Here is a 23,025-nt window from a genome sequence, read left to right on the forward strand (position 1 = left end):
TTTTAATTCCCAGTATAACATATCTGACTTGGTTCGGAACATACGTTTGCCACTATTCGGTAAAACCGGAGATCATCTCCGTTAACACAGCAAAACAGCAAAAAGCCCGCAGCTATCACACTGTGGACTTTTGACTTGATCTATACTTGATTGGAACGGAAATCAGACAATTAATTCTTTTTACTGCGCACTTCGAAAATAGCAAATTTCAGGTAATGTCCTTCATCCACGCCCAAAATTTGCGGGTGGTCCTTACCGGCTGCCTTCCAGTCGATCAAACGAAGCACTTTGCCTGCATCTTCTGCTGCATCAGCAATCGTATCTAGGAATAAGTCTGGACGCATATGATACGAACAGCTGGCTGTTACCAAATATCCACCCTCATTGACCAGTTTCATTCCTTGCAGATTGATATCTTTATAACCGCGACATGCACCTTTAACTGCTGATTTCGTTTTGGCAAATGCAGGAGGATCAAGGATGACCACATCAAATGTTTTACCGCCAGCTGCAAGCGCTTTGGATGTATCCACTTTCTGTTCGCCTGCACGTGCACGTGAGGTACGTTCATCCAGCCCTTTCACTTGTTCACGCAAGTACTGGAATGCATCAGCAACTACGAACTCGACCCGGTCAGTGAAACCGTTCAGCTCCACATTTGTTCGTGCACTCTCAATGGCATGCTCCGAAATATCAAGACAAGTCACTTTTTTGGCTCCATACTTGCAAGCATTCAACGTAAAGCTTCCCGTGTGTGAGAAACACTCAAGTACAGTGGCACCATCCCAATATGGGAATGTAACTACTTTACCGCTTTTATTCACAGGCAAAAGCTGCTCTATGCCATCCTGCTCGGTCGTTTGAAGTATGATTCCACTCTTGTAGCCCCAACCCTTCATAAGCGGTTCGATGGCTGCACGATTCTCGCGTTGGTCGAAGAAGTAACCTGTCTTCTGCCCTTCCACGATATCCACTTTAATGAGTAGCCCATTCTCTGTAACAGTGACATGCCGTGGGCACTCTCCATACAGCGGACCTTTGGTCTGTTCCAAACCTTCCAGTTCACGAATCGAGACATCACTGCGCTCATATATGCCTTCCGGCTGCATTACTTCAATGAGTGCCTGTACGATGGCTTCACGGCAACGATCCATGCCAAGTGTAAGCAACTGTACAACGAGGATGCTGCCGAATCGATCAACGATTAATCCTGGCAGAAAATCAGCTTCGCCGTAAACGAGACGATATGCCTCTCCATCCTGGATAAAACGTTCCCGGTGACGCAAGCAATCGCGGAAACGCGCTGCAAAAAACGCGGTGTCCATCTGTTCGGACTCCAGAGGTTGATACGCTACAACCCTTACAGTGATCTGAGATGCAGGATTGTAATAACCTGTCGCCAGATAGCGACCTTGATGATTCAATACATTGACCAGATCTCCCGGTTCCGGGTTTCCGTCAACAGAGGCAATTTCATTGTTAAATATCCATGGATGTGCATGTTCAAGCCGCTTTTTGCGACTGCGTTCGAGTGTAACTGATGGCAAGGTAGATCCACTTCCTTTAATTTAATAGTTCAAAAGATAGGTTTGGTGCGGCGCGTAGGTGGCGTTTCGGTTACGAATCGATCTTCCGATCGCTGTTGTCTCCAGATTTTTTTGATTCCCTTTTTTAAAGGGAAAATCCGGAGACAAAGGCGCACGCTTCGCTTCTTCAGATTCGATTTCGTCCCCTCCACTACGTTTGCACGAATCACCGTATCTTTCGAATTGGGGTGCAGCAGTTAAGTGACGTTCCGGTTACGAATCGATCTTCTGATCGCTGTTGTCTCCAGATTTTTTTGATTCCCTTTTTAAAGGGAAAATCCGGAGACAAAGGCGCACGCTTCGCTTCTTCAGATTCGATTTCGTCCCCTCCACTACACTTGCACGAATCACCGTATCTTTCGAATTGGGGTGCAGCAGTTAAGTGACGTTCCGGTTACGAATCACCGTATCTTCCGAATTGGGGTGGGGTAATTTAGGTCGCTTCCCTCTGAATTCCTTTAGGCTTGTCATGGTTGTCTCTTCTTACTCATAGGATGAGTTAAGGAACCGGACGGAAGGAATGATGTTTCTATGTTTAGAGATGTTATATTGCCCTTACTCTATGGGCTTATTATCTTTTTTGGTGGCATGAAGCTGATGGAAACGGCCTTGCAGCGCATGGCAGGGCCCATGTTGGCAGATTGGCTCAATCGTGCCACCTCTGCTCCATGGAAAGGCATGGCCTTCAGTGCAGGTGCAACGGCCCTGTTACAGAGCAGTACTGCGGTCACCGTACTCACCATTGGACTGGCTAATGCCAGATTAATTACCTATGGACGAACACTTGGCATCATCCTCGGCACCAACATCGGGACATGCCTGACGACGGAGCTGGTGGGACTGCAGATCGGACGTGCTTCCCTACCGCTACTCGTCCTGTCGCTAACGGGCTGGGCCATGTTTGTTGTTCTTGGTGAACGCAATCTGGCCGCTCCTGAACGCACGCGTCAGACTCTGTTTAACATCCAGTACAGTTTCCTCGCAGCTGCGGGATTTGCACTTGTTATGACAGGCATTCAGGTGATGCAATCCATTGCCTTACCCTTGCGGAGCATGGGCGTATTTCAATGGTTTCTCGACCGCTCGGCCGACAGCTTGTGGTGGGGCTTCCTGGCAGGTGCCTGTCTGACAGCGCTCATTCACAGCAGCGCAGCTGTCATTAGCATGGCGATTACGCTGGCAGCCACAGGGGTATTGCCTGTGGAGATCGGCATCGCCATTGTGATCGGGTCCAATGTGGGGACCTGCATCACCGCTGTGATTGCTGCCGCGGGCGGAGCATCCGCAGGCAAATTTGTCGCAGCCTCCCATGTTGTATTAAACATTGCGGGAGCGCTGCTATTTATGCCGCTGATCGGCCAGCTGCATGCAGCTTCGGCCTGGCTGTCAGCGGACAACGGGGCACAGATTGCGCATGCCCAGACCCTTTTTAACATCACCAGTTCACTGCTCGCTTTGCCATTCTGTTACTTGCCAATCTGGCACAAAAAACCACCGGTCCACGCCCCCGCGGCGAAGTCACCCGTGGCTTGATGATCTGCCTATCCAGACCCACAGAGCGCGCGGCTAACTGACTCGAACAATAGTGCATTATACGTTAATGCCTAACTTGTTCAGGGCTACACGCAAGATATCATCGTTATTATCATATCCGCTCTGCTGCTGTAAGGACCATGCTTCTTCCGGAGCATACCAATCCACACCCTTGATTTCTTCAATCTGAGGCTGTAGATCACCACTCTCGGCTTCAACGAGATAATAATGAACTTCCTTGTCCACCGGGCCAAAATCTGCATGTTGGTACGTGTAAGCAATGATATCGACCGGCTCTACAATGCGACCCACCATACCTGTCTCTTCCAAAATTTCGCGCAGTGCCGTCTGTTCGATTGTTTCTCCATCTTCCATTTTGCCCTTGGCGAGAGTTGTTTTACCATAACGATCTACGATAAGCTGAATTTGAAGACTTCCACCTTCCCCTGTTCTATAAACAACTCCGCCTGCTGAAATTTCTTTTTTGTTCATCGTGCTCTCCCCCATCAACTTCGATATCTTTATCTTATTTTTTGCAAAAGAAGGACCTCATCTCCCCGGGTAAGCTCCCCAAGGAAATGAAATCCTTGTTTCTGACGCCTCGATTACATCGCGGCGGACTTAAGATTCTCTTCCAAAACACGTACCAGCGTAGCCTGACTCTCGTTGACGCCGGCTTCAACCACTTTGACTCGGCACACTTTACCGACCATATCCATCGTTCCATCAAAGACCAGTTGAATGTAGTTGTCGCTATAACCGTGCAGCTTGCCACTTCCCTCGCGGCCTTTGGCTTCACCTTCGGGAATAACATCCAGTACCTGTCCGACAAACTGCTCAGCGTACTCCAGCTGCATCTGCTCAGACAAGTCAATCAGTTCATGCACACGTGCATTTTTGACTTCTTCGTCCACCTGATCTTCCATTCGTGCTGCTGGTGTACCCGTACGCTTGGAATAAGGGAATACATGCATTTCGGAAAAACCGATCTTCCGCATCAACTTATAGCCATTACGATACATCTCATCCGTCTCACCTGGAAATCCAACAATGATGTCTGTTGTAATCGCTACATCCGGCATTGCTTCCCGAATGCGAAGCATTTTGTTGTAAAACTCTTCTGTCGTATATTTGCGGCGCATGCGTTTCAACACCGCATCATCACCCGCTTGCAGCGGAATATGAAAGTGACGAACGAGTTTATCGGAACGTTTGATCACGTCGAGCATACGGTCGTCGATCTGGCTGGCTTCAATCGAGCTGATTCGAATACGCTCCAGCCCCTCTACCTTATCCAAATCCCACAGCAGATCGGTCAGATCATAGTTCTCCATGTCATCCCCATATCCACCTGTATGAATACCCGTGAGAACAATCTCTTTGTATCCGGCGTGTACGAGTTGATGCGCCTGTTGAATAATGCTGTTCGCCTCACGACTGCGTGAGAGACCACGAGACCACGGAATGATGCAGAACGTGCAAAAGTTATTGCAACCATCCTGAATCTTCAGGAACGCGCGGGTACGGTCAGCAAAATCCGGTACGTCCATTTCTTCAAATACACGGGTTTTCATAATATTACGTACCGCGTTAACCGGTTGACGGGACTCCTGAATTTCATTAACATATGGCAGAATCTTGTCACGGTCCTGTGTACCGATAACCAGATCCACCCCTGGGATGTCCAGAATCTCTGCCGGAGAAGTCTGCGCATAGCAGCCTGTAACGGCCACAATCGCCTCCGGGTTGCGCCGAATGGCACGACGAATAATTTGACGGCTCTTTTTGTCGCCGGTATTGGTTACTGTACAAGTATTAATCAAGTATACATCCGCTGTCTGTTCATCAAAGTCCACTTGATCGTAACCTTCGTTTTTGAACAATTGCCAAATCGCCTCTGTATCATAGAAATTAACTTTGCAGCCTAAGGTGTAAAACGCCACGGATGGCATAATTACATTCCTCCCATTTCTCCGGATTCATATAGCACGCAAGTTAGTGCTGCCATTCCAGCTGTCTCAGCACGCAAAATGCGTTTGCCCAGTCCAACAGATACAGCACCTGCCTGATCAGCCTCTGCCGTCTCCTTCTCAGAAAATCCACCTTCCGGTCCAACCACGATCAATACTTCTGCACTTGCATCAGGTGCAAGTTGCTCAATAAACGGTTTCAGTGCATCTCTCAGCTGTTTACCGTTTTCTTTCTCATAACAATAACATACCAGGCTGTAGCCCTCAAAAGAAGATAACAGCCCTTTCCAGGAAAGCGGCTGCTCAACGGATGGAATGCGATTCCGGTGACTCTGTTCGGCAGCTTCCTTGGCAATTTTCCGCCACCGCTCCAACCGTTTGCCTTCTTTCTTGGCATCATATTGCACAATCGTACGTTCTGATAGGAAGGGTACAAATGATACCGCCCCAATCTCAGTACATCTCTGGATGACTGTTTCCATCTTGTCACCCTTGGGCAAACTCTGTGCCACGGTTACACGAATCCGTGCTTCATGGTCCATCTCGAGAGGTTCCACAATATTGGCTGTCACTTGGCCAACTTCAATACTCTCAATTTCCACGAGTGCTTCTCTGGAGTTTCCGTCACTGACAATCAGTTTATCTCCAGGTTTACCACGCATGACCTTGCCAATATGGCGTGCATCATCACCTGTGATGATCACAGCGTGTTCATTAAACTGTTCTGCAGATACAAAATATCGCTGCATTAGTCAATCCACCCATTCTGTCCTGTTATGACTGGAATTCACCCCGCCTGATGGTAGGCGTGAATCCAATCGCCACAGATGATCATACAACTTTTACGTGTTTCTGACCAGTATATCCGTCCAAAACACGATACGCTTTTAGCGATATAATTCAATAATCAGACCTACCAGATCCATATACATGTTATTTGCAAATACATATAACGGTTGAATCGTTACAGCCTGCAATGGCGGGATAACCAGAATCAGCAGGAAAATAAAGATGGACCATTGTTCCACACCCTGCAGCTTGCGACTGAGGGGCCTTGGCAATACATCTTCAAGAATACGATAACCATCCAATGGCGGAAGAGGAATCAGATTAAACATAAACAGGAAAAAGTTCGTTATGCTGAACATAGGTAAAAACGTCATCAGGGCTGTAACCACTCGCTCATTCTCAATGTTGCCCAGTACGCCTGATCCAAACAGACAACCGTAGACAATGGCACCAATAATGGCGAGCAGCAGATTACTCAGAGGACCTACGACAGATACGATAGTCCCCATCAATCTTGGTTTGTCAAAATTCGCACGGTTTACAGGAACTGGGCGCGCCCAACCGAAGCCTGCAATAACAAGCAGTAACACACCCAGCAGATCAAAGTGCACGACCGGATTCAGCGTAACTCTTCCAAGCAGCTTAGCCGTTGGATCACCAAATTTGTTGGCAAAATACGCATGTGAGAATTCGTGAACTGTAAATGCGATCAGGATGGTCAGCAGGAAGAATGGTAATTGATCAATCGGAAGGCGAAAGAACCGCTCCAGGAAGTCCATGGGTTACCCCCTTCTGGCTACAAATGCCAGCCAATCCTCATCACGGTGGATCGCACTCACTTCAAATCCGGAGGCTACAAGTGCATCATGCACAACCTGCTCTTTGTTCTTCCAAATGCCGGATACAATATAGGTGCCACCAGACTCAAGCGCATTATAGACATCGTCTACGAACAACAAAATAATCTCAGCCAGAATGTTCGCCACGACAACCTTAACCGGTAGTTGTACACCAAGTGCAGGGTCCTGACTCCCAAGGACGGACAACAGATCACTCTCTTTAACCGTAATTTGTTGTTCCAGCCCATTCAGTTCCACATTCTCCCTGGCACTGATTACCGCAACCGGATCAAGATCAAGCGCCAGTACATGTTTTGCCCCAAGTTTTATCGCTCCAATAGCCAAAATACCAGAACCTGTACCTACGTCAATAACTTCCTCGCCGCCCTGAATAACCGTTTCCAGTGTGCGCAAGCAGAGGGAGGTCGTTGGGTGGGTTCCTGTACCAAAAGCCATGCCTGGATCAAGCTCAATAATTTTCTCATCTGGACTTTCAGGCGTATACTCTTCCCACGTTGGCTTGATCGTCAAACGTTCCGATACACGTACCGGCTTGAAATATTGTTTCCAGGCTGTTGCCCAGTCATCTTCATCCACTGTACGCGTCTCATAACGAACCTCACCTGTATCAATTCCGAATTCGGAGAGTTCCTCAACTCTCGGATTAACTTCAGACTGTAATGCAACCATGTCCGTACCTTCGGAGAAGTACCCTTTGATGACCGCAAAGCCTTCCGGAATATCATTCAAAGGAACGTCGTATAACTCACCATATGTCGTGTCCCGTTTTTTATTTAAAGTACCGGACTCTTCAATCGAAACCCCTCCAGCACCCGCTTCATGTAAGAAATTCGAAATCATCTCCACAGCTTCTTCTGTGGTATGTATTGTTAGTTCATGCCATAACATACTTGGTTTTTCCTCCTCATTTTTCAAACATCCCAACTATTGTACTACACAAGCTAGCCGGAGCACAAAGCCGCACCAGTAAAAGAAAAACAAAACAGGATATCCGCAGCCTGACTGCTCGAATATCCTGTCATTTATTCATATCATATCTGTTTCATTTACTTCAGCATTTTGCATAATTCGAATCTCAGTTAGCAAAAACGTCCACCATTCTGCGTGATCATCTCTGCGGCTTGCGGGAGCGAATCGTTGGATACGGACACGGTCAGCAAAATTTCTTGTTTTAGCCTGTTGGCCGAGTGCTCTTTGGGTGTATCATACACCTGACCATTGGACAACATTTCCGTTTCATCGCTAATCAGGGCAAGTACATTCAATTCGCCACTAAATCCTCCAACGACGGCCGTAGGAGAATTATCGGAGCCCGTAACATCGTTTGAGTCCAATGCAGACGCTTCATTGCCAAGGCTCTCAATACTCAATTGGTTCGGGTGCAACAATTCCAGGGCTCTGCGTGCAGACTCAGCCTCAGTCCAGCTTGTAAAAACAGCTTCGAGGGTCACTGCCGAGCGATCTTCAGTCATGAAGCTCCCGTCCCTGACGTCGATCAGCCGCTTCACTGCGGCGTAGTGCTTCGATATCTTCATGATCCGCAGCTTCAGCGCTGAATTCCACGTCCTCATTTTTTGCGGATTGCATACGTTTCATCTTTTCCGTTTTTGTTAAGATCTTCCCTGGACGTTCATGTTCTGCCATTGTAATGCTCCTCCTTCAAATTAAAATGAACTAATATTTGTTACACTGTAAGACTCCGATTGTAGCCCCATCCTCCGATCGCTGTTATCCCCAGATTCCTTCAACTCCCTCCTTAAAGGGAGAAATCCGGGGATAGCGTATGCTTCCGAAGTAGCTTTCTTGCGAAAGCTTTTAGGCGCACGCTTCGCTTCTTCAGATTGGTTCTACACTCTCCGTTAAAGTGTAATTATCTGTCCATCTTATATGGATTTCTTGAAACTAGATCATTCCACCGGCTTGTTCGATAATAGACATAGCGCGGTGATGTACCGATTCATCTACGATGACAGTTAGCAATACATCTCTTCCTGTAGGTCCACCCTGTCCACCATCACTCATGCCGCTTGCAGAAGGGTCCGCCGCAGCCATAATTCCAGCACTGGCATTTGTTTGCATCGAATCGGGCACCCATGATGAAAAACTGCCGGAAACGCCCGGCTTGTAGGAAGCCCCGCTTGGTCCTACACCCGCATATCGGCTGAATCGATTAATTGACAGGTCCTCCACTCGCAATGCCTCCAGTTTTTTGGCCGCCCCTTGAGCCTGCTCCGGGCTGTGAAAGTACGCCAAAATATTTTTCTCGGTCATCCGCTTCACCTGCTTCCCTAATTTCTCGCATATCAGCTATGCATATCATTCTCGCCATGCTATCTTTCCGCAAGTTCGCTCAGAATATACCGAAATGCTCCCACAAATTGCTGTCGTTCTTTGTAGCATAAATCCATGGATTTCACAAAAACCACTGAACCACTAAAAAAGGCGTACAAAAAAGGACACCCCGCGGTAAAAACCGCTGTGGTGTCCTTTTGAACTTACTTTATTTTATTCTCAGTCGCCGCGGAAGGCGCGTTTCACTCTATCAAAGAAAGATTGTTCATGCTCATGTGTTTGCTCTCCATCCAGCGAAGCAATTTGGCGAAGCAGATCCTTCTGCTCGTCATTCAGCTTACTAGGTGTAACCACAACCACTTTCACATGCTGATCCCCCTGCCCCATACCGCGCAGGCGTGGTACACCTTTGCCTTTGAGGCGGAAATACGTTCCCGTTTGTGTACCAGCTGGTACTTTCAACTTCACTTTCTCGGTCAACGTTGGGATCTCAACTTCATCTCCCAGAGCTGCCTGAGCAAAGGTAAGTGGGATTTCGCAATAAATATCGTCGCCTTCACGCTCGAAGAAATCATGTGATTTCACGCGAATGACAATATACAGATCTCCCGCTGGTCCGCCACGCAGGCCGCCTTCACCCTCACCTGTCATACGCAGTTGCGCGCCATCATCTACACCCGCTGGAATGCGAACATGGATTTTGCGTTGCTTGCGGACTTTACCGCTACCACTGCACGTTGTACATTTTTCTTTGATAATTTGGCCCGAACCGCTACAGTTCGAACATGCACGACGATTAACCATACGACCAAACGGTGTATTTTGCACGACTTCCTGCTGACCGCTACCTTGGCAGACCGAGCAGGTTTCCGGTTTCGTTCCAGGTTTGGCACCTGAGCCATGACAGGTATCACAGCCTTCGGTACGCGGAATCGTAATATCGGTTTCTTTACCGAATACAGCTTCCTTGAACTCAATTGTCATCGTGTACTGCAGATCATTCCCCCGTTGCGGAGCATTTGGATCACGTCGTCCACCGCCACCGCCGCCAAAGAACATGTCGAAGATGTCGCCAAATCCGCCGCCGCCAAAATCACCGCCACCACCGAATCCACCTTGATTCGGATCGACATGACCATATTGATCATATTGTGCACGCTTCTGACCGTCACTCACTACGTCGTAAGCTTCTTTAACTTCTTTAAATTTAGCTTCCGCATCAGCAGCCTTGTTTACGTCAGGGTGATACTGACGGGCAAGCTTACGATAAGCCTTTTTAATCTCATCGTCGTTAGCCGTTTTACTAACGCCAAGCACCTCATAATAATCACGCTTTTCAGCCACTCTTCCACCCCCATATCATTCACCATATCGCACATCGTGACAAAAGGAAAGCCAAAGCGCGGGAGCCCCGGCTATGACTTTCCCTCTAATTCGAACGTCACCGATGTTTAATTCGCGTAGAACTACGAATTAGTTTTGTTTTTTATCTTCATCCACAACTTCGTAATCAGCGTCTACGACGTTGTCACGTTTAGCAGAACCTTGTTGCTCTTCAGCACCTTGTGCTTCTTGCTCTTGCGCCTGAGCTTGCTCATACAGTTTCACGGACAGTTGTTGAACGATCTCTGTCAGTTCTTCTGTAGCAGCTTTGATATCTTCCAGGTTGTCGGAAGCCAGAACGCCTTGCAGTTTTTCTTTGGCAGCATTCGCTTTTTCAACTTCGCCAGCATCTGCTTTTTCGCCAAGATCTTTGATCGTTTTGTCAACAGAGTAGATCAATTGATCTGCACTGTTTTTCGCTTCAACGAGTTCTCTGCGTTTTTTATCTTCTTCAGCGTGCAACTCAGCATCTTTCATCATTTGCTCAACTTCAGCATCGCTCAAACCGCTGGAAGAAGTGATTGTGATTTTTTGAGTTTTGTTCGTACCTTTATCTGTTGCAGATACGTTAACGATACCGTTGGCATCAATATCGAAGCTAACTTCGATCTGTGGAACGCCACGTGGAGCTGGTGGAATATCACCCAACATGAAACGTCCAAGCGATTTGTTACCCGCTGCCATCTCACGCTCACCTTGCAGAACATGAATCTCAACGCTTGGTTGATTGTCTGCATACGTGGAGAACACTTGAGATTTGCTTGTAGGGATCGTAGTGTTACGCTCGATCATTTTAGTGAATACGCCACCCGCTGTTTCGATACCCAGGGACAATGGCGTTACGTCGAGCAATACAACGTCTTTAACGTCACCTGTCAGTACGCCCGCTTGTACAGCAGCACCCAAAGCTACAACTTCATCCGGGTTAACGCCTTTGTGTGGCTCTTTACCCGTCAGTTTTTTGATTGCTTCTTGTACTGCTGGAATACGTGTCGAACCACCAACCAATACGATCTTGTCGATATCGTTAGGCGTCATACCCGCATCACTCAATGCACGACGAGTTGGTTCAAGTGTACGCTCAACCAGACCTTCAGAGATTTCTTCAAATTTCGCACGGCTCAGGTTCAACTCCAAATGCTGAGGAACGCCATCAGCAACTGTGATGAACGGCAAGGAGATCGTTGTAGTCAATACGCCGGAAAGTTCTTTTTTCGCTTTTTCCGCTGCATCTTTCAAACGTTGAACCGCTGCTTTATCTTTACTCAAGTCAATGCCTTGATCTTTTTTGAATTCACTTACGAGGTAATCAATGATCACTTGGTCAAAGTCATCCCCGCCTAGTTTGTTGTCCCCGCTAGTTGCTTTAACTTCGAAGAAGCCATCACCCAGTTCAAGAATGGATACGTCGAACGTACCGCCACCCAGGTCATATACGAGGATCGTTTGGTCTTCGGATTTCTCCATACCGTATGCCAAAGCTGCTGCTGTTGGCTCGTTGACGATACGCAGAACTTCCAAACCTGCAATTTTACCCGCATCTTTAGTCGCTTGGCGCTGACTGTCATTGAAGTAAGCTGGTACAGTGATAACTGCTTGAGTTACCGTTTGACCCAGATAAGCTTCAGCATCGGATTTCAATTTTTGCAGGATGATTGCAGAGATCTCTTGTGCAGAGTAGTCTTTGCTATCGATCGTTTCCTTGTGGGAAGTACCCATGTGACGTTTGATCGACATGATAGTACGATCCGGATTGGTGATGGCTTGACGTTTTGCTGTTTCACCAACAACGCGCTCTCCATCCTTTTTGAAACCAACTACGGATGGAGTTGTACGTGCGCCCTCCGGATTTGGAATTACGACAGCCTCGCCGCCTTCCATTACTGCTACGCATGAGTTTGTTGTTCCTAAGTCAATACCAATTACTTTGCTCATCCGAAAATTTCCTCCCTCAACAATTTAAAATGAATGGGTCTGATCTGACCCTTATTTAGATGTTCATGTTGCTAATCGTGCTCTATGTGTACAAACCTTTATATTAAACTTCGCCCACATTGTTCAACCATGGAGCCGACTCATTCCTTCCTATAAGGAATTTATGAGCTGACTTTAACCATAGCTGGACGAAGCACTTTATCTTTCAGCATGTAGCCTTTTTGGACTTCCTCAACAACGATACCTTCTTCGTACTCGTCGCTCTCCACTTGCATAATTGCTTGGTGGAATTCAGGATTGAACGGTTGTCCTACCGATTCCATAGCCGTCAGACCTTCATTATTCATCACGGTTTCCAATTGACGGAAAATCATTTGGATGCCCTTGGAGAAAGATTCGACCTCTGCTCCTTCCGGTACAGTAGCCATGGCGCGCTCGAAGTTATCAATAACCGGTACCAGTTCGGTGACCAGCTTCATCGAAGCGTATTTAGCCAATTCTTCTTTTTCCTTCTGCGTACGACGACGGAAGTTATCAAAATCAGCCTGTGCACGGACATAACGCTGTTGTTGCTCCTCAGCTTCTGCCTTCAGACGTGCAAGCTCATCCTGCTCCTGACCAGCCATCTCTTCAGCTTGTGCTTCTGCAGCGCCAGCTTCATTAATAGGCTCCTGCTCAGTTGCTGTTACCTCTTGTTCTTCTGTAAATGATTGCTCCTCTTTCAAGATGTTCACCTCCTTATACGAATGAAATGGTTCATTCCCGAATCTTATTTGAAACGATGTGTTAGCATCGCCGTCAAGTCACGGGATAGTGTATTTAAAATATGAATGACACGTGCATAATCCATCCGCGTGGGTCCTAGAATACCGATCGAACCCAAAGCCTCACCGTCCAATGAATAGGAGGCTGTAATCAGGCTGCAGTTGGCAAAGGCTTCATGATCATTCTCAGTGCCGATTCGCACTTGAATACCAGATCCACCCGGCACGGGCATCATCAATTTCATGAGTGTTGGTGTCTCTTCCAGCAGGTCAAGAATATCTTTTACCTTTTCGATATCTTTAAACTCCGGTTGAGTCAACATATTGGTGGCACCACTGAGGAACAGACGATTATCATGTTCGTTGTCAAAGGCACTGTTCAGCACCTGCATAACTTCCTCGTAACGTGTAATATGCCGTTCCATCTCTTGCCCAAGTTCGGTATAAAGACGGGATTTCAATTTGTAGATTGGTACGCCCACAAGCTTGGTATTTAACAAGCGAACCACATTTTCCATCTCGGCTACCGAGATTTCTGGTGGAATCTGCACCGTCTTGTTCTCCACTTGACCTGTATTGGTCACGATGATTGCCACAGCTTCACTCTCGTTCAACGGAAGCAATTGGAAGTGACGTAAGGACGTATGGAATACTTCCGGTCCAAGCAGGATCGAAGTATAATTCGTCATATGTGACAAAATATTGGATGCATGCTGAATAACTTGTTCCATGACGTTCAATTTTTCAGCGAAGAACGACTTGAGATCATCCAACTCCTGAGGCTCCACCTGATTCCAAGGGACCAAATGATCGACATAATATCGATAGCCTTTATGAGAAGGAATGCGTCCTGCCGATGTATGCGGCTGTTCCAGGAAACCCATATCTTCAAGGTCCGCCATTTCATTACGGATCGTCGCCGGACTGTATCCAACATCTCCCCTTTTGGAAATGCTCCGGGACCCTACGGGCTCAGCTGAACGGATATAGTCATCCACTATAGCGTTCAGAATCATTCGTTGACGCTCTGTTAACATGGTGAGTATCCCTCCTTCTGACTGTACTGTCCCATGTCGTTAGCACTCCGGTTAGATGAGTGCTAAGCGGTAATACAAAAATACCAAACTGACGTGAACATTGTCAAGTGAGTTTGATGAGTGGGCTCATCTATTTATAGTATAGACCAATGTCGACGAGTCCTAACAACTTTATTGAACATACTTTGAAGTAAAAAAGGACTGCATGTAGGGCAGAGGCTGACTCGGCTCGATTCATGCAGTCCATTCAGTTGTTATGCTGAAACGTTAAGCTCTTTTAATACCGCGATCTCATCGCAACAATCCTGCTTGCTGCAATGAACACAGTCGGTCCATACTTTCTCAGGGAAAATCTCTTTTTCCACTACGGCAAAGCCGTTTTTGAGGAAGAAGGATACTTCATATGTCAACGCCATAACCTTAGGAATCTGTTGTTTCTCCGCTTCTTCTACAAGTCGGTCCAGCAATCGGGAGCCAATACCGAGCCCTTTGTGCCCTTCCGAGATACCGAGTGATCTGACTTCCACCAAATCATTCCCCAGACGACAAAGCGATCCGCAACCCACCACTTCACCATCAACTTCGGCTACAACAAAGTGCTCCAGCTGTCGGTGCAGTATTTCCCGTGATCGCGGAAGCATGATCCCACGCTCTGCATAGCCCTTAATCATTTCATACAGTGGTTCAACATCTTCCGGCACGGCTTTTCTGCATATTACCGACATCCTGCTCTCCTCCTATTACCAAGCTTTCCAGAGGAAAGCTGACTTCGTAGTTGTTAAATTAACACGCTCTGTAAAATCAATATGAATAAATATACAACAGAGCGTATAGAATTTCAAGCTATGAATTCAGCGATATGGACCCGATAAACTCCGCAAAAACGTCATTTCCGAACAGGATACCCTGCTCGCTCAGTCGGAAGCCGTCTGCCGTCCGCTCAAGCAACCCTGCGTTCAACATTTTGCCCAAAGGCTTCGCAAACACTTCTTCCATGGACTCTCCGAACTGTTCGCTAAAGCGTGAGGCCGAAGCTCCCTCCAACATTCGCAGTCCAACCATCAGATAATCTTCCATGGCTTCGGGGCGAGCAATCTCAAAATGATCCAGACGAGGCAGCCCTGCTCGTGAAGCTTCAACATAAGGATTTATACCTTTAATATTCATATGCCGTTCGCGGCCCACATATCCGTGTGCCCCTGCACCCAGACCGTAGTAGTCCTCATTACGCCAGTAGGTAATATTGTGACGACTCTCGAAGCCCGGCTTGGCAAAGTTACTGATCTCGTATTGTCCATAACCTGCTTCTTTCATACGTCTCATCAATAGAAGATACATCTCCAGCTCATCATCTTCATGAGGAAGTGGTAACTGGTTCTTCTGATACAGGGTATGGAAAAGTGTATTCTCTTCCACTTTCAGGCTGTAGATGGAGTAATGCGGCAGATCCAGTTCCAGCGCTTTGTCGATACTCTCATTCAACATTTCTACGGTCTGGTTTGGCAACCCAAACATCAGGTCAATGGACAGGTTATTCAAGCCTGCTTTTCGAGCATTCTCCAAACTGCGATATACATCATCCGTATTATGAATACGGCCAATGCCTGTCAGCAGATCATTCTGAAAAGCCTGTACGCCAAAGCTGACACGGTTAACGCCGCCCTCTTTCATTGCAGCGAGTTTCTCCGCATCTGTTGTTCCCGGGTTGGCTTCCATTGAAAATTCAATATCGTCCGCCCAGTTTGGGAAATACGTCTTCACGGAACGAAGAAATACTGCCATCTCATCCGGTTTCAGAGCCGTTGGCGTACCCCCACCTACAAATATGGTCTTAATCTCACCCGGTGGATTGGCCTTAACTGTATGTTCCATCTCTCGTTCCAGCGCTTCGAGATATTGCATCACGGGCTGATCTTTCAGAACGTAAGAGTTAAAGTCGCAATAAAAACATTTATTCGTGCAAAAGGGAATGTGAAGATACACCGCTTGGGGCGCACCTGTCTTCCGGCTGTGTGCTGCCAATGTCATGGCAAGTCCCCCTCTATTTGAAAAAAGGAAAGCCATCCGGCTTCCCTTTCAGCTTAGTTATTTAATATTCTGTGTTGTACCCATGTTTGCAAGCAAACGTCCTACAATTCAATTTCGATACACACATTATGTGATGTACCCGAAATTGAATTATTAGTCATCAATTTTCAGTACCGCCATGAATGCCTCTTGTGGCACCTCAACGTTACCAACCTGCTTCATCCGCTTCTTACCTTCCTTCTGCTTCTCAAGCAGTTTCCGTTTCCGCGAGATGTCACCACCATAACACTTGGCAAGTACGTTTTTACGCATTGCTTTTACCGTTTCACGAGCAACAACCTTGGTACCTACAGATGCCTGAATTGGCACCTCGAACATTTGCCGTGGAATCAGCTCGCGCAGTTTCTCACAGACAATGCGTCCGCGATTATAGGCACGATCACGGTGAACGATGAAGGACAGAGCATCCACCTGTTCGCCATTGAGTACAATATCCATTTTTGCCAGATTGGACTGACGGTAACCGGACAGCTCATAATCCAGGGATGCATATCCTTTGGTACCGGATTTCAACTGGTCGAAGAAGTCATATACAATCTCGGACAACGGAATCTCATAGGTAATGGTAACCCGGGTTGTGTCCAGATATTCCATATTTACATATTCACCGCGTTTAGTCTGACACAGCTCCATAATGGTACCTACATAATCATTCGGTACGATAATATCTGCCTTGACGTATGGTTCCTCGACGTAATCAATCCGTCCCACCTCAGGATAGTTGGATGGGTTGTCGATTTTCATCACTTCACCATTCGTTAAGGTAACGTGATAGATTACACTTGGTGCCGTTGTGATCAACGGAATGTTAAACTCCCGCTCGATCCGCTCCTGGATAACGTCCATGTGAAGCAGTCCAAGGAACCCGCAACGGAATCCAAAACCGAGTGCACTGGATGTTTCCGGTTCAAAGCTCAGAGACGCATCGTTCAACTGCAATTTCTCCAACGCTTCACGCAGATCAACATAGTCCGATGTTTCGATCGGATAGAGACCACAATACACCATTGGGTTAATTTTACGATAACCCGGCAAAGGTTCCGGTGTTGGATTTTTGGCATCCGTTACCGTATCCCCGACTTGTGTATCGCCAACATGCCGGATACCTGCAACGATAAATCCAACATCCCCGACGTTCAGCTCGTCCACGATGGTCATTCGAGGTTTGAACGCTCCAACTTCAATGACTTCAAATGATTTACCTGTCGCCATCATTTTGATTTTGGAACCGGATTTGATTTTGCCGTCAACAACACGCACATATACGATTACACCTTTGTACGGGTCGTAGTGCGAGTCAAAAATCAGCGCTTTCAAAGGCTGGTCAGGATCACCAGTTGGTGCCGGAACACTTTTCACCACTTGCTCCAAAATTTCTTTGATTCCGATTCCTGATTTGGCCGAAGCCAAAACCGCATTACTTGTGTCCAAACCAATAACATCTTCCACTTCCTGCTTCACCCGTTCAGGATCAGCGCTCGGAAGGTCAATTTTGTTGATAACCGGTAAAATTTCAAGATTGTTATCCAATGCCAGATACACGTTGGCAAGTGTTTGGGCTTCAATTCCCTGAGCCGCATCCACAACCAGCAGAGCACCTTCACATGCAGCAAGACTACGTGATACTTCATACGTGAAGTCTACGTGTCCCGGTGTATCAATCAGATTCAATAAATACTCTTCACCATCATCCGCTTTGTAAGTCAAGGCTACTGCTTGTAGCTTGATCGTTATTCCACGTTCACGTTCAAGGTCCATTTTATCCAGAACTTGTTCCTGCATTTCACGTGAAGTGAGCGCACCTGTGTGCTCCAAGATCCGGTCCGCAAGTGTTGATTTGCCGTGATCTATATGTGCAATAATAGAAAAGTTACGAATTTTACGTTGTCTTGCCCGAATGTCAGTCATTCCTTACCCCCAGAAACAGCCTAGTGTCAATCACTTCATTATAACAGTTGAAGCACAGTGCATCAATCCCGTGATGTCTCAACTTTATAATAAAGTGTCATCATGCACTCCCAGAGGTTATATTGTACCTTAAAATTATAGTATTTTATTCAGCAACGCCGCTAAAAAGAGAGACTACCCACTTGATTCCACTGTGTGAGAGATTTTGCAATAATCCAGCCGTTTTGTCTGCCAACACATCAACCGGAGCCTTATCTTGATCTGCCCCTAGCACTTGGCTTGGTGACTGAACAGGTACAAATGGTGGTTCTTTGATTTCCTTTTGGACAGGTGCAGTCGGGACAGATTCGGTAACCGATGAAGTTGGCTCAGTTGTCACAACGGTTGACGTGCCTCCTGATGGATTGCCCATATGAAAGTTGCTGCCAGCCAGCTGCATTCCAAACAGAACACCCAGCAACATTAATACAGCGATGGATAACAGTCTTTTACCGAATCTGGACATATGCTTTGCCTCCTGTCACTCTCTACTATTTTTTTCTTCATACATATATAGTCCCTATCCACCCTGTGATGACGTTTCTGCACTGGCTTTGTCCACCTTCTGATCTTCCCAATACACTTGGGCAATCATGTCTGCTAGAATCTTCGATGTCCGTTGGAGCTCAGCTCCTGTGTTGTCGATGCCGCCAATCTCAATCAAAATGCTGTTGGGTGAAAGGGTTTGGTTATACTCTCCATTGTTGGCTCCTCCGCCATCTTTGCCCCACACACCACGGGATACCCCAGGATATTTGGCTTCCAGTTTCTTATGAATTTTCGCTGCAAAGGCTTCATTCTGCCGCCAATTTGGATTTTCATGTCCAATAATGAAGTACACTTTGGCGTAGCCCAAGTCATTAATAGTTGTTGTTGTTTTGCCATGACGCTGTGAATCGCGATGAATGTCTATGAGATATGTCAGATCATCATTTTGAGCGAGTGCCGCTTTTACCGTTTGACGGGAGTATTTATAAGAATAGTTCCAGTTGTAGTCCTTTACTTTAGTGGGGTAATCATCCTTGGCGTGTTCTACGCCAATTCCCAGCTTCTCCAGACTGTCTGAGAGGTAGGTTCCCACTTGAAATACATTGCCTGTTGATTTGCCTGTTGATGGATTATCACTTTTCGTACCTAGCAGTGGGTTGTAGCCTTCCCGTGGATGGGAATGATAGATAAGAATTGACTTTTTGCCTGTTGTCGGTGAGCCTGAATTGTCTTTCTCGCCATTCTTCGCTGGGGGATCTTCTTTACCTTCTCCATCTCCAGGCTCACTCGACTCAGGTGGATCCGTATTGTCCTGACTTGGTGGAACATGCAGCTCACTACCGGGTTTTCCTCCACCTGCGGAAGCCGTATCCGTAAGACCGGGACCGGGCTGATAATCTTCGGGAGCCTCGGCTTTTTCGTTACCAGATCCAGGACGGAGTAGAACAGGTTGGTTGGAACCCATGCCCGGCATTTCTCTCGCAATCAGGCTCTTCGGATCTTGAGGATTTACATTCGTTAGTAATTGGAAAACAAATGAGGTGAGATTTTCACCGGATATAGCAGACGTCTGTTCCTTCTGGGTGAGATGGGGCATCTCCATACCGAGCATATCGACGAAAAAGCGGCTTGATACGGCACTCGCAAATCCTTTCATGGAAGAAACGGGTGAATTATTCAAACGTTTCTCTGCCATCCCCCCCAGACCCAGTACGACAAAAAACAAGGCAGATATGATCATAAGCAACAACAACGTACGGCCCATGGCCAGCACGTGCAGACATCTTTTTTTCCACTTTCCAATATTCCAGGCCAATATCTTGTTCATTCTGCTGTCTCCTTCCCTGCTGGACAACTCTTATACTTCAACTCTATGAGCCCGCCCAATTTGATAGAACAGGAAAATGAAAGATTCCAAAAACAAAAAAAGAAAGTCCGATAGATTCGGACCTTCTTCTCAGCAGTTTTAAGTTTTAATGTGTATAGGCCGCTACGTTATCTGGATTCACGGCATCATGGAGTGCGGCGTTAAGTCCTGTAGCGATAACATTGGCAATTCCCTCAATAAACTCATCGATTTCCTTTGGGGTAACAATGAGGTCATGACCTAGTGGCTCCAGTACCTCTTTCACCAGACTCAAGCGATCTTGCTCACCGATGTCGTCCAGCATACCCATGATCTGTTTGGTCTGATCCGTTTCCTGGCGGAAGTGGGAGCGCATCATCTCAATCACATTGTTCACGATGGTGGACGCATAACATACGGTTGGTACTCCGATGGCGATGCAAGGCACACCTAATATCTCACGGGTCAAGCCACGACGTTTGTTTCCAATACCGGAACCAGGATGAATACCAATGTCCGCTACCTGAATCGTTGTATTGACACGTTCCAAGGAACGGGAGGCCAGCGCATCAATCGCAATAATGGCATCCGGCTTGGTCCGGTCTACAATCCCCTGTACGATGTCACTGGATTCAATGCCCGTTGTACCTAACACGCCGGGAGCAATCGCGCTGACTTCCCGATACCCTGGCGCAACCTGATCTGGCACCAATTCGAAATACTGACGCGTCACCATCAGATTTTCCACAACAAGTGGACCAAGTGAATCCGGGGTGACATTTAAGTTGCCCAAGCCAACAATCAAGACCTTGGATGTTTTGTTAATTCCGGCCTTAACCATAAAATCTTCCATTTCACGGGTGAACTCGGCAGCAACTCGCTCCTGTAACTCGGTATCACCATTCCGTAGTGAAGGTACTTCCAAAGTGACATAGTGACCTTTCACCCGACCAATAGCCGTGGCTGCTTCTTCAGTCAGGACATCAATACGTGTAATCGTAATGCCCTCTTTTTTCTCTACATCTTCCTGTAGTCCGGGAATCGTCTGTTTCTGTCCACCTTGCGCCATTTCCTTGGAGTCGATCGCCAAATCGGTACGAACTGTATAGTTTTGCAAATCCAGTGTCATTCTGTCCCTGCCTCCCTTACCGCATTTGAGCATATTGTGTGGGAAAAAGGGTTTCTTTATACAGCATGTCGAACATCGTAGGAATATCTGTTGCATTTTACATGCTAGCGTGATAGAATATTTTAAGTTGTGAAACGTTTGTATTCATGCAAATGCCTTACAGGAGGTGAATGTAATGCCAAACATCAAATCCGCTGTTAAACGCGTAAAAACGAGCGACAAGCGCCGCGCACTCAACGCTTCTCAGAAGTCTGCACTCCGTACAGCTGTTAAAGCTGCTGATGCTGCTCTGGTAAGTAACGAAGTTGATACTGCAAAAGCTGCGATTCAAGCTGCTTCCAAAAAGCTGGACAAGGCTGTAACTAAAGGTCTGGTTCATAAAAATGCTGCAGCACGCAAAAAGTCTCGCTTGGCGAAAAAACTGAACGCTCTTTCCGCACAAGCGTAAGAAGCGTTACTTATACGATCCAATGGAAAAATCCTGAACAGCATAGGCTTTCAGGATTTTTTAGTATCTGATTCGATAAGTATAAGACAAAGATAAAGCGACCTTTATTCCGATGATTTAACGATCATGGAGCAAAGGTCGCTTTGTTTGTTTCTCACACTAGTAATCTATTACGTTTACTTATCCATTCATGCACCAAGTCTCAATAAGAACAGCTCCAGACCAAGCACTTTATCCACCGCTCCTGTTTTCATCTGATAATCCAGTTCGCTGAGGTGACTCAAAATCATTCTCAGACGTTCCGGCTGAAATTTCCGAGCTTGTTCACCCGCAATCTTAACAGCATACGGATGCAAACCAAGCTGACTGGCAATCTGCTGCTGGGAGTAACTTTGTTGTCCCAACTCTTTCACCTGGATCATGATCCGAAACTGGCGTGCGATTAAAGCCGCAATTTTAATCGGTTCTTCCCGCTGCTTCAGCAACTCATAGAAAAGAGCCAACGCTTTCTCCAGTCGCAAATTAGCGAGTTCCTCCACTAGTGAAAATACATTCTGCTCTGTACTACGGGCAACCAGTGACTCAATATCAGCACGTTTGATTGTCCCCCCATTACCCGCAAACAAACATAACTTGTCTACTTCAGCAGACAGGGTCTGAAGACCTGTTCCTGCATAGCTGATCAACGTTTCCGCCGCTCCCGTCTCCAAGGAAACATCCCGCTGCTTCGCAAGTTTCACTATCCAATTCAACAGCTCTTCTCCACTGAGTGGAGCAAAAGCAAGAACTACTGCCTGTTTCTTGACAGCTTTCACCAGTTTCTTACGCTCATCCAGCTTATCCCCTTGGGCCAGGAAAACAATCGTACTGTAATCTGCCGGATTTTCCATATATGTAAGCAGACGATCAACCTGATGTTCAATCTTGGATTCTTTACCTGCGGTGAACAGGCTCGCATCCCTTACAATAATTAATTTGCGTGGAACCAGAAAAGGTACGGTCTCTGCTTCTTCAATAACGACCTCCACAGCCGTTTCAGACAAATCATATGGAATAATCGCAAAATCACGATGTTCTTCTTCAATAACCTGTTCTTTTAACATATCCGTAAATTGCTGTATCTGGTACTTCTCCGTTCCGTACAGCACATAGATCGGTGCCGTTTCTCCATTACGTATTGCCTTTGTTGCACTTTTTACATCCATTCACGGCGCCTCCTTATCCCTCTTATCCTACCAGAAAAAGCGCAAGACAACAAAGGGACCTTACATCCAGTTGCGGATGAAGGTCCCCTGTCCTACATCTATATAAACGCAGACACCAGCAGTTCTAGAAAAAGCCGGTGCGCGGTCATACGACGTCAGTTGTTTGAACTGAGATAGGACGTTTTGTTACTTCCACTATATGCTTGTCATACTGAAAATGTTCTT

The 23,025-nt window shown here is 46.8% G+C and carries 22 protein-coding genes; 2 read left to right on the plus strand and 20 right to left on the minus strand.

Going from position 1 to position 23,025, the window contains the following annotated elements:
* Positions 1 to 170: 170 nt before the first annotated feature.
* A complete protein-coding gene (locus tag MHI52_RS21775; protein WP_405157615.1) occupies positions 171 to 1,547 on the minus strand; it encodes a class I SAM-dependent rRNA methyltransferase in 1,377 nt (458 codons plus the stop codon).
* 570 nt (positions 1,548 to 2,117) lie between these two features.
* On the opposite strand from MHI52_RS21775, the gene MHI52_RS21780 reads away from it, so the two are divergent.
* Complete coding sequence (locus tag MHI52_RS21780) at positions 2,118 to 3,119, plus strand: Na/Pi cotransporter family protein (protein ID WP_076250688.1); 1,002 nt, start codon at positions 2,118 to 2,120, stop codon at positions 3,117 to 3,119.
* A gap of 57 nt (positions 3,120 to 3,176) precedes the next feature.
* Here MHI52_RS21780 and MHI52_RS21785 read toward each other — a convergent pair whose 3' ends face one another.
* From MHI52_RS21785 to gpr, 18 genes are all read right to left on the minus strand, one after another.
* The gene (locus MHI52_RS21785) at positions 3,177 to 3,611 is read right to left on the minus strand and encodes an NUDIX hydrolase (RefSeq protein ID WP_405157616.1); all 435 of its coding nucleotides are present in this window, start codon (positions 3,609 to 3,611) and stop codon (positions 3,177 to 3,179) included.
* A gap of 113 nt (positions 3,612 to 3,724) precedes the next feature.
* Positions 3,725 to 5,071 carry a tRNA (N(6)-L-threonylcarbamoyladenosine(37)-C(2))-methylthiotransferase MtaB gene (gene mtaB / locus MHI52_RS21790; protein WP_405157617.1) on the minus strand — a complete coding sequence of 449 codons (1,347 nt, stop codon included), beginning with the start codon at positions 5,069 to 5,071 and terminating at the stop codon, positions 3,725 to 3,727.
* Positions 5,072 to 5,073: 2 nt separating this feature from the next.
* Complete coding sequence (locus MHI52_RS21795; RefSeq protein ID WP_036615075.1) at positions 5,074 to 5,838, minus strand: 16S rRNA (uracil(1498)-N(3))-methyltransferase; 765 nt, start codon at positions 5,836 to 5,838, stop codon at positions 5,074 to 5,076.
* A 138-nt stretch (positions 5,839 to 5,976) separates the two neighbouring features.
* A complete protein-coding gene (locus MHI52_RS21800; protein ID WP_253439422.1) occupies positions 5,977 to 6,657 on the minus strand; it encodes a site-2 protease family protein in 681 nt (226 codons plus the stop codon).
* Between the two features lie 3 nt (positions 6,658 to 6,660).
* Entirely contained in the window at positions 6,661 to 7,626 is a 966-nt protein-coding gene (gene prmA / locus MHI52_RS21805) for a 50S ribosomal protein L11 methyltransferase (protein WP_338706606.1), read from the minus strand.
* A 191-nt stretch (positions 7,627 to 7,817) separates the two neighbouring features.
* Positions 7,818 to 8,210 carry a hypothetical protein gene (locus MHI52_RS21810; protein ID WP_405157618.1) on the minus strand — a complete coding sequence of 131 codons (393 nt, stop codon included), beginning with the start codon at positions 8,208 to 8,210 and terminating at the stop codon, positions 7,818 to 7,820.
* Positions 8,203 to 8,382, minus strand: coding sequence for a YfhD family protein (locus MHI52_RS21815; RefSeq protein ID WP_017687220.1), 180 nt, complete (start codon positions 8,380 to 8,382; stop codon positions 8,203 to 8,205). Before MHI52_RS21815 ends, MHI52_RS21810 begins: the two co-directional genes overlap by 8 nt.
* Positions 8,383 to 8,640: 258 nt before the next feature.
* The gene (locus MHI52_RS21820; RefSeq protein ID WP_017687219.1) at positions 8,641 to 9,009 is read right to left on the minus strand and encodes a hypothetical protein; all 369 of its coding nucleotides are present in this window, start codon (positions 9,007 to 9,009) and stop codon (positions 8,641 to 8,643) included.
* 240 nt (positions 9,010 to 9,249) lie between these two features.
* On the minus strand, positions 9,250 to 10,374 hold the full coding sequence (gene dnaJ, locus MHI52_RS21825) for a molecular chaperone DnaJ (protein ID WP_036615086.1): 1,125 nt from the start codon (positions 10,372 to 10,374) through the stop codon (positions 9,250 to 9,252).
* Positions 10,375 to 10,503: 129 nt separating this feature from the next.
* Positions 10,504 to 12,348, minus strand: a complete 1,845-nt coding sequence (gene dnaK / locus MHI52_RS21830) for a molecular chaperone DnaK (RefSeq protein ID WP_047843796.1) — start codon at positions 12,346 to 12,348, stop codon at positions 10,504 to 10,506.
* Positions 12,349 to 12,509: 161 nt separating this feature from the next.
* On the minus strand, positions 12,510 to 13,073 hold the full coding sequence (gene grpE, locus MHI52_RS21835; RefSeq protein ID WP_036668567.1) for a nucleotide exchange factor GrpE: 564 nt from the start codon (positions 13,071 to 13,073) through the stop codon (positions 12,510 to 12,512).
* A 44-nt stretch (positions 13,074 to 13,117) separates the two neighbouring features.
* A complete protein-coding gene (hrcA, locus tag MHI52_RS21840; protein ID WP_036615092.1) occupies positions 13,118 to 14,149 on the minus strand; it encodes a heat-inducible transcriptional repressor HrcA in 1,032 nt (343 codons plus the stop codon).
* Positions 14,150 to 14,403: 254 nt separating this feature from the next.
* A complete protein-coding gene (locus MHI52_RS21845) occupies positions 14,404 to 14,874 on the minus strand; it encodes an N-acetyltransferase (protein ID WP_017687214.1) in 471 nt (156 codons plus the stop codon).
* Between the two features lie 118 nt (positions 14,875 to 14,992).
* Positions 14,993 to 16,177: a radical SAM family heme chaperone HemW gene (gene hemW / locus MHI52_RS21850; RefSeq protein ID WP_036668565.1), complete on the minus strand. Its 1,185-nt coding sequence runs from the start codon at positions 16,175 to 16,177 to the stop codon at positions 14,993 to 14,995.
* A 153-nt stretch (positions 16,178 to 16,330) separates the two neighbouring features.
* On the minus strand, positions 16,331 to 18,145 hold the full coding sequence (gene lepA, locus MHI52_RS21855) for a translation elongation factor 4 (RefSeq protein WP_036615097.1): 1,815 nt from the start codon (positions 18,143 to 18,145) through the stop codon (positions 16,331 to 16,333).
* A gap of 145 nt (positions 18,146 to 18,290) precedes the next feature.
* The gene (locus MHI52_RS21860; RefSeq protein ID WP_036615099.1) at positions 18,291 to 18,650 is read right to left on the minus strand and encodes a hypothetical protein; all 360 of its coding nucleotides are present in this window, start codon (positions 18,648 to 18,650) and stop codon (positions 18,291 to 18,293) included.
* Between the two features lie 54 nt (positions 18,651 to 18,704).
* Positions 18,705 to 20,000, minus strand: coding sequence for a stage II sporulation protein P (locus MHI52_RS21865; RefSeq protein ID WP_405157619.1), 1,296 nt, complete (start codon positions 19,998 to 20,000; stop codon positions 18,705 to 18,707).
* Positions 20,001 to 20,145: 145 nt separating this feature from the next.
* Positions 20,146 to 21,147: a GPR endopeptidase gene (gene gpr, locus MHI52_RS21870; protein WP_036615103.1), complete on the minus strand. Its 1,002-nt coding sequence runs from the start codon at positions 21,145 to 21,147 to the stop codon at positions 20,146 to 20,148.
* Between the two features lie 175 nt (positions 21,148 to 21,322).
* On the opposite strand from gpr, the gene rpsT reads away from it, so the two are divergent.
* Positions 21,323 to 21,595 carry a 30S ribosomal protein S20 gene (rpsT, locus tag MHI52_RS21875; RefSeq protein WP_024628504.1) on the plus strand — a complete coding sequence of 91 codons (273 nt, stop codon included), beginning with the start codon at positions 21,323 to 21,325 and terminating at the stop codon, positions 21,593 to 21,595.
* 188 nt (positions 21,596 to 21,783) lie between these two features.
* Here the strand turns inward: rpsT and holA are convergent, their stop codons facing one another.
* On the minus strand, positions 21,784 to 22,800 hold the full coding sequence (gene holA / locus MHI52_RS21880; RefSeq protein ID WP_036668560.1) for a DNA polymerase III subunit delta: 1,017 nt from the start codon (positions 22,798 to 22,800) through the stop codon (positions 21,784 to 21,786).
* Positions 22,801 to 23,025: the final 225 nt, after the last annotated feature.

This window comes from Paenibacillus sp. FSL H8-0283 (genome assembly GCF_045040675.1).
GTDB lineage: Bacteria > Bacillota > Bacilli > Paenibacillales > Paenibacillaceae > Paenibacillus > Paenibacillus amylolyticus.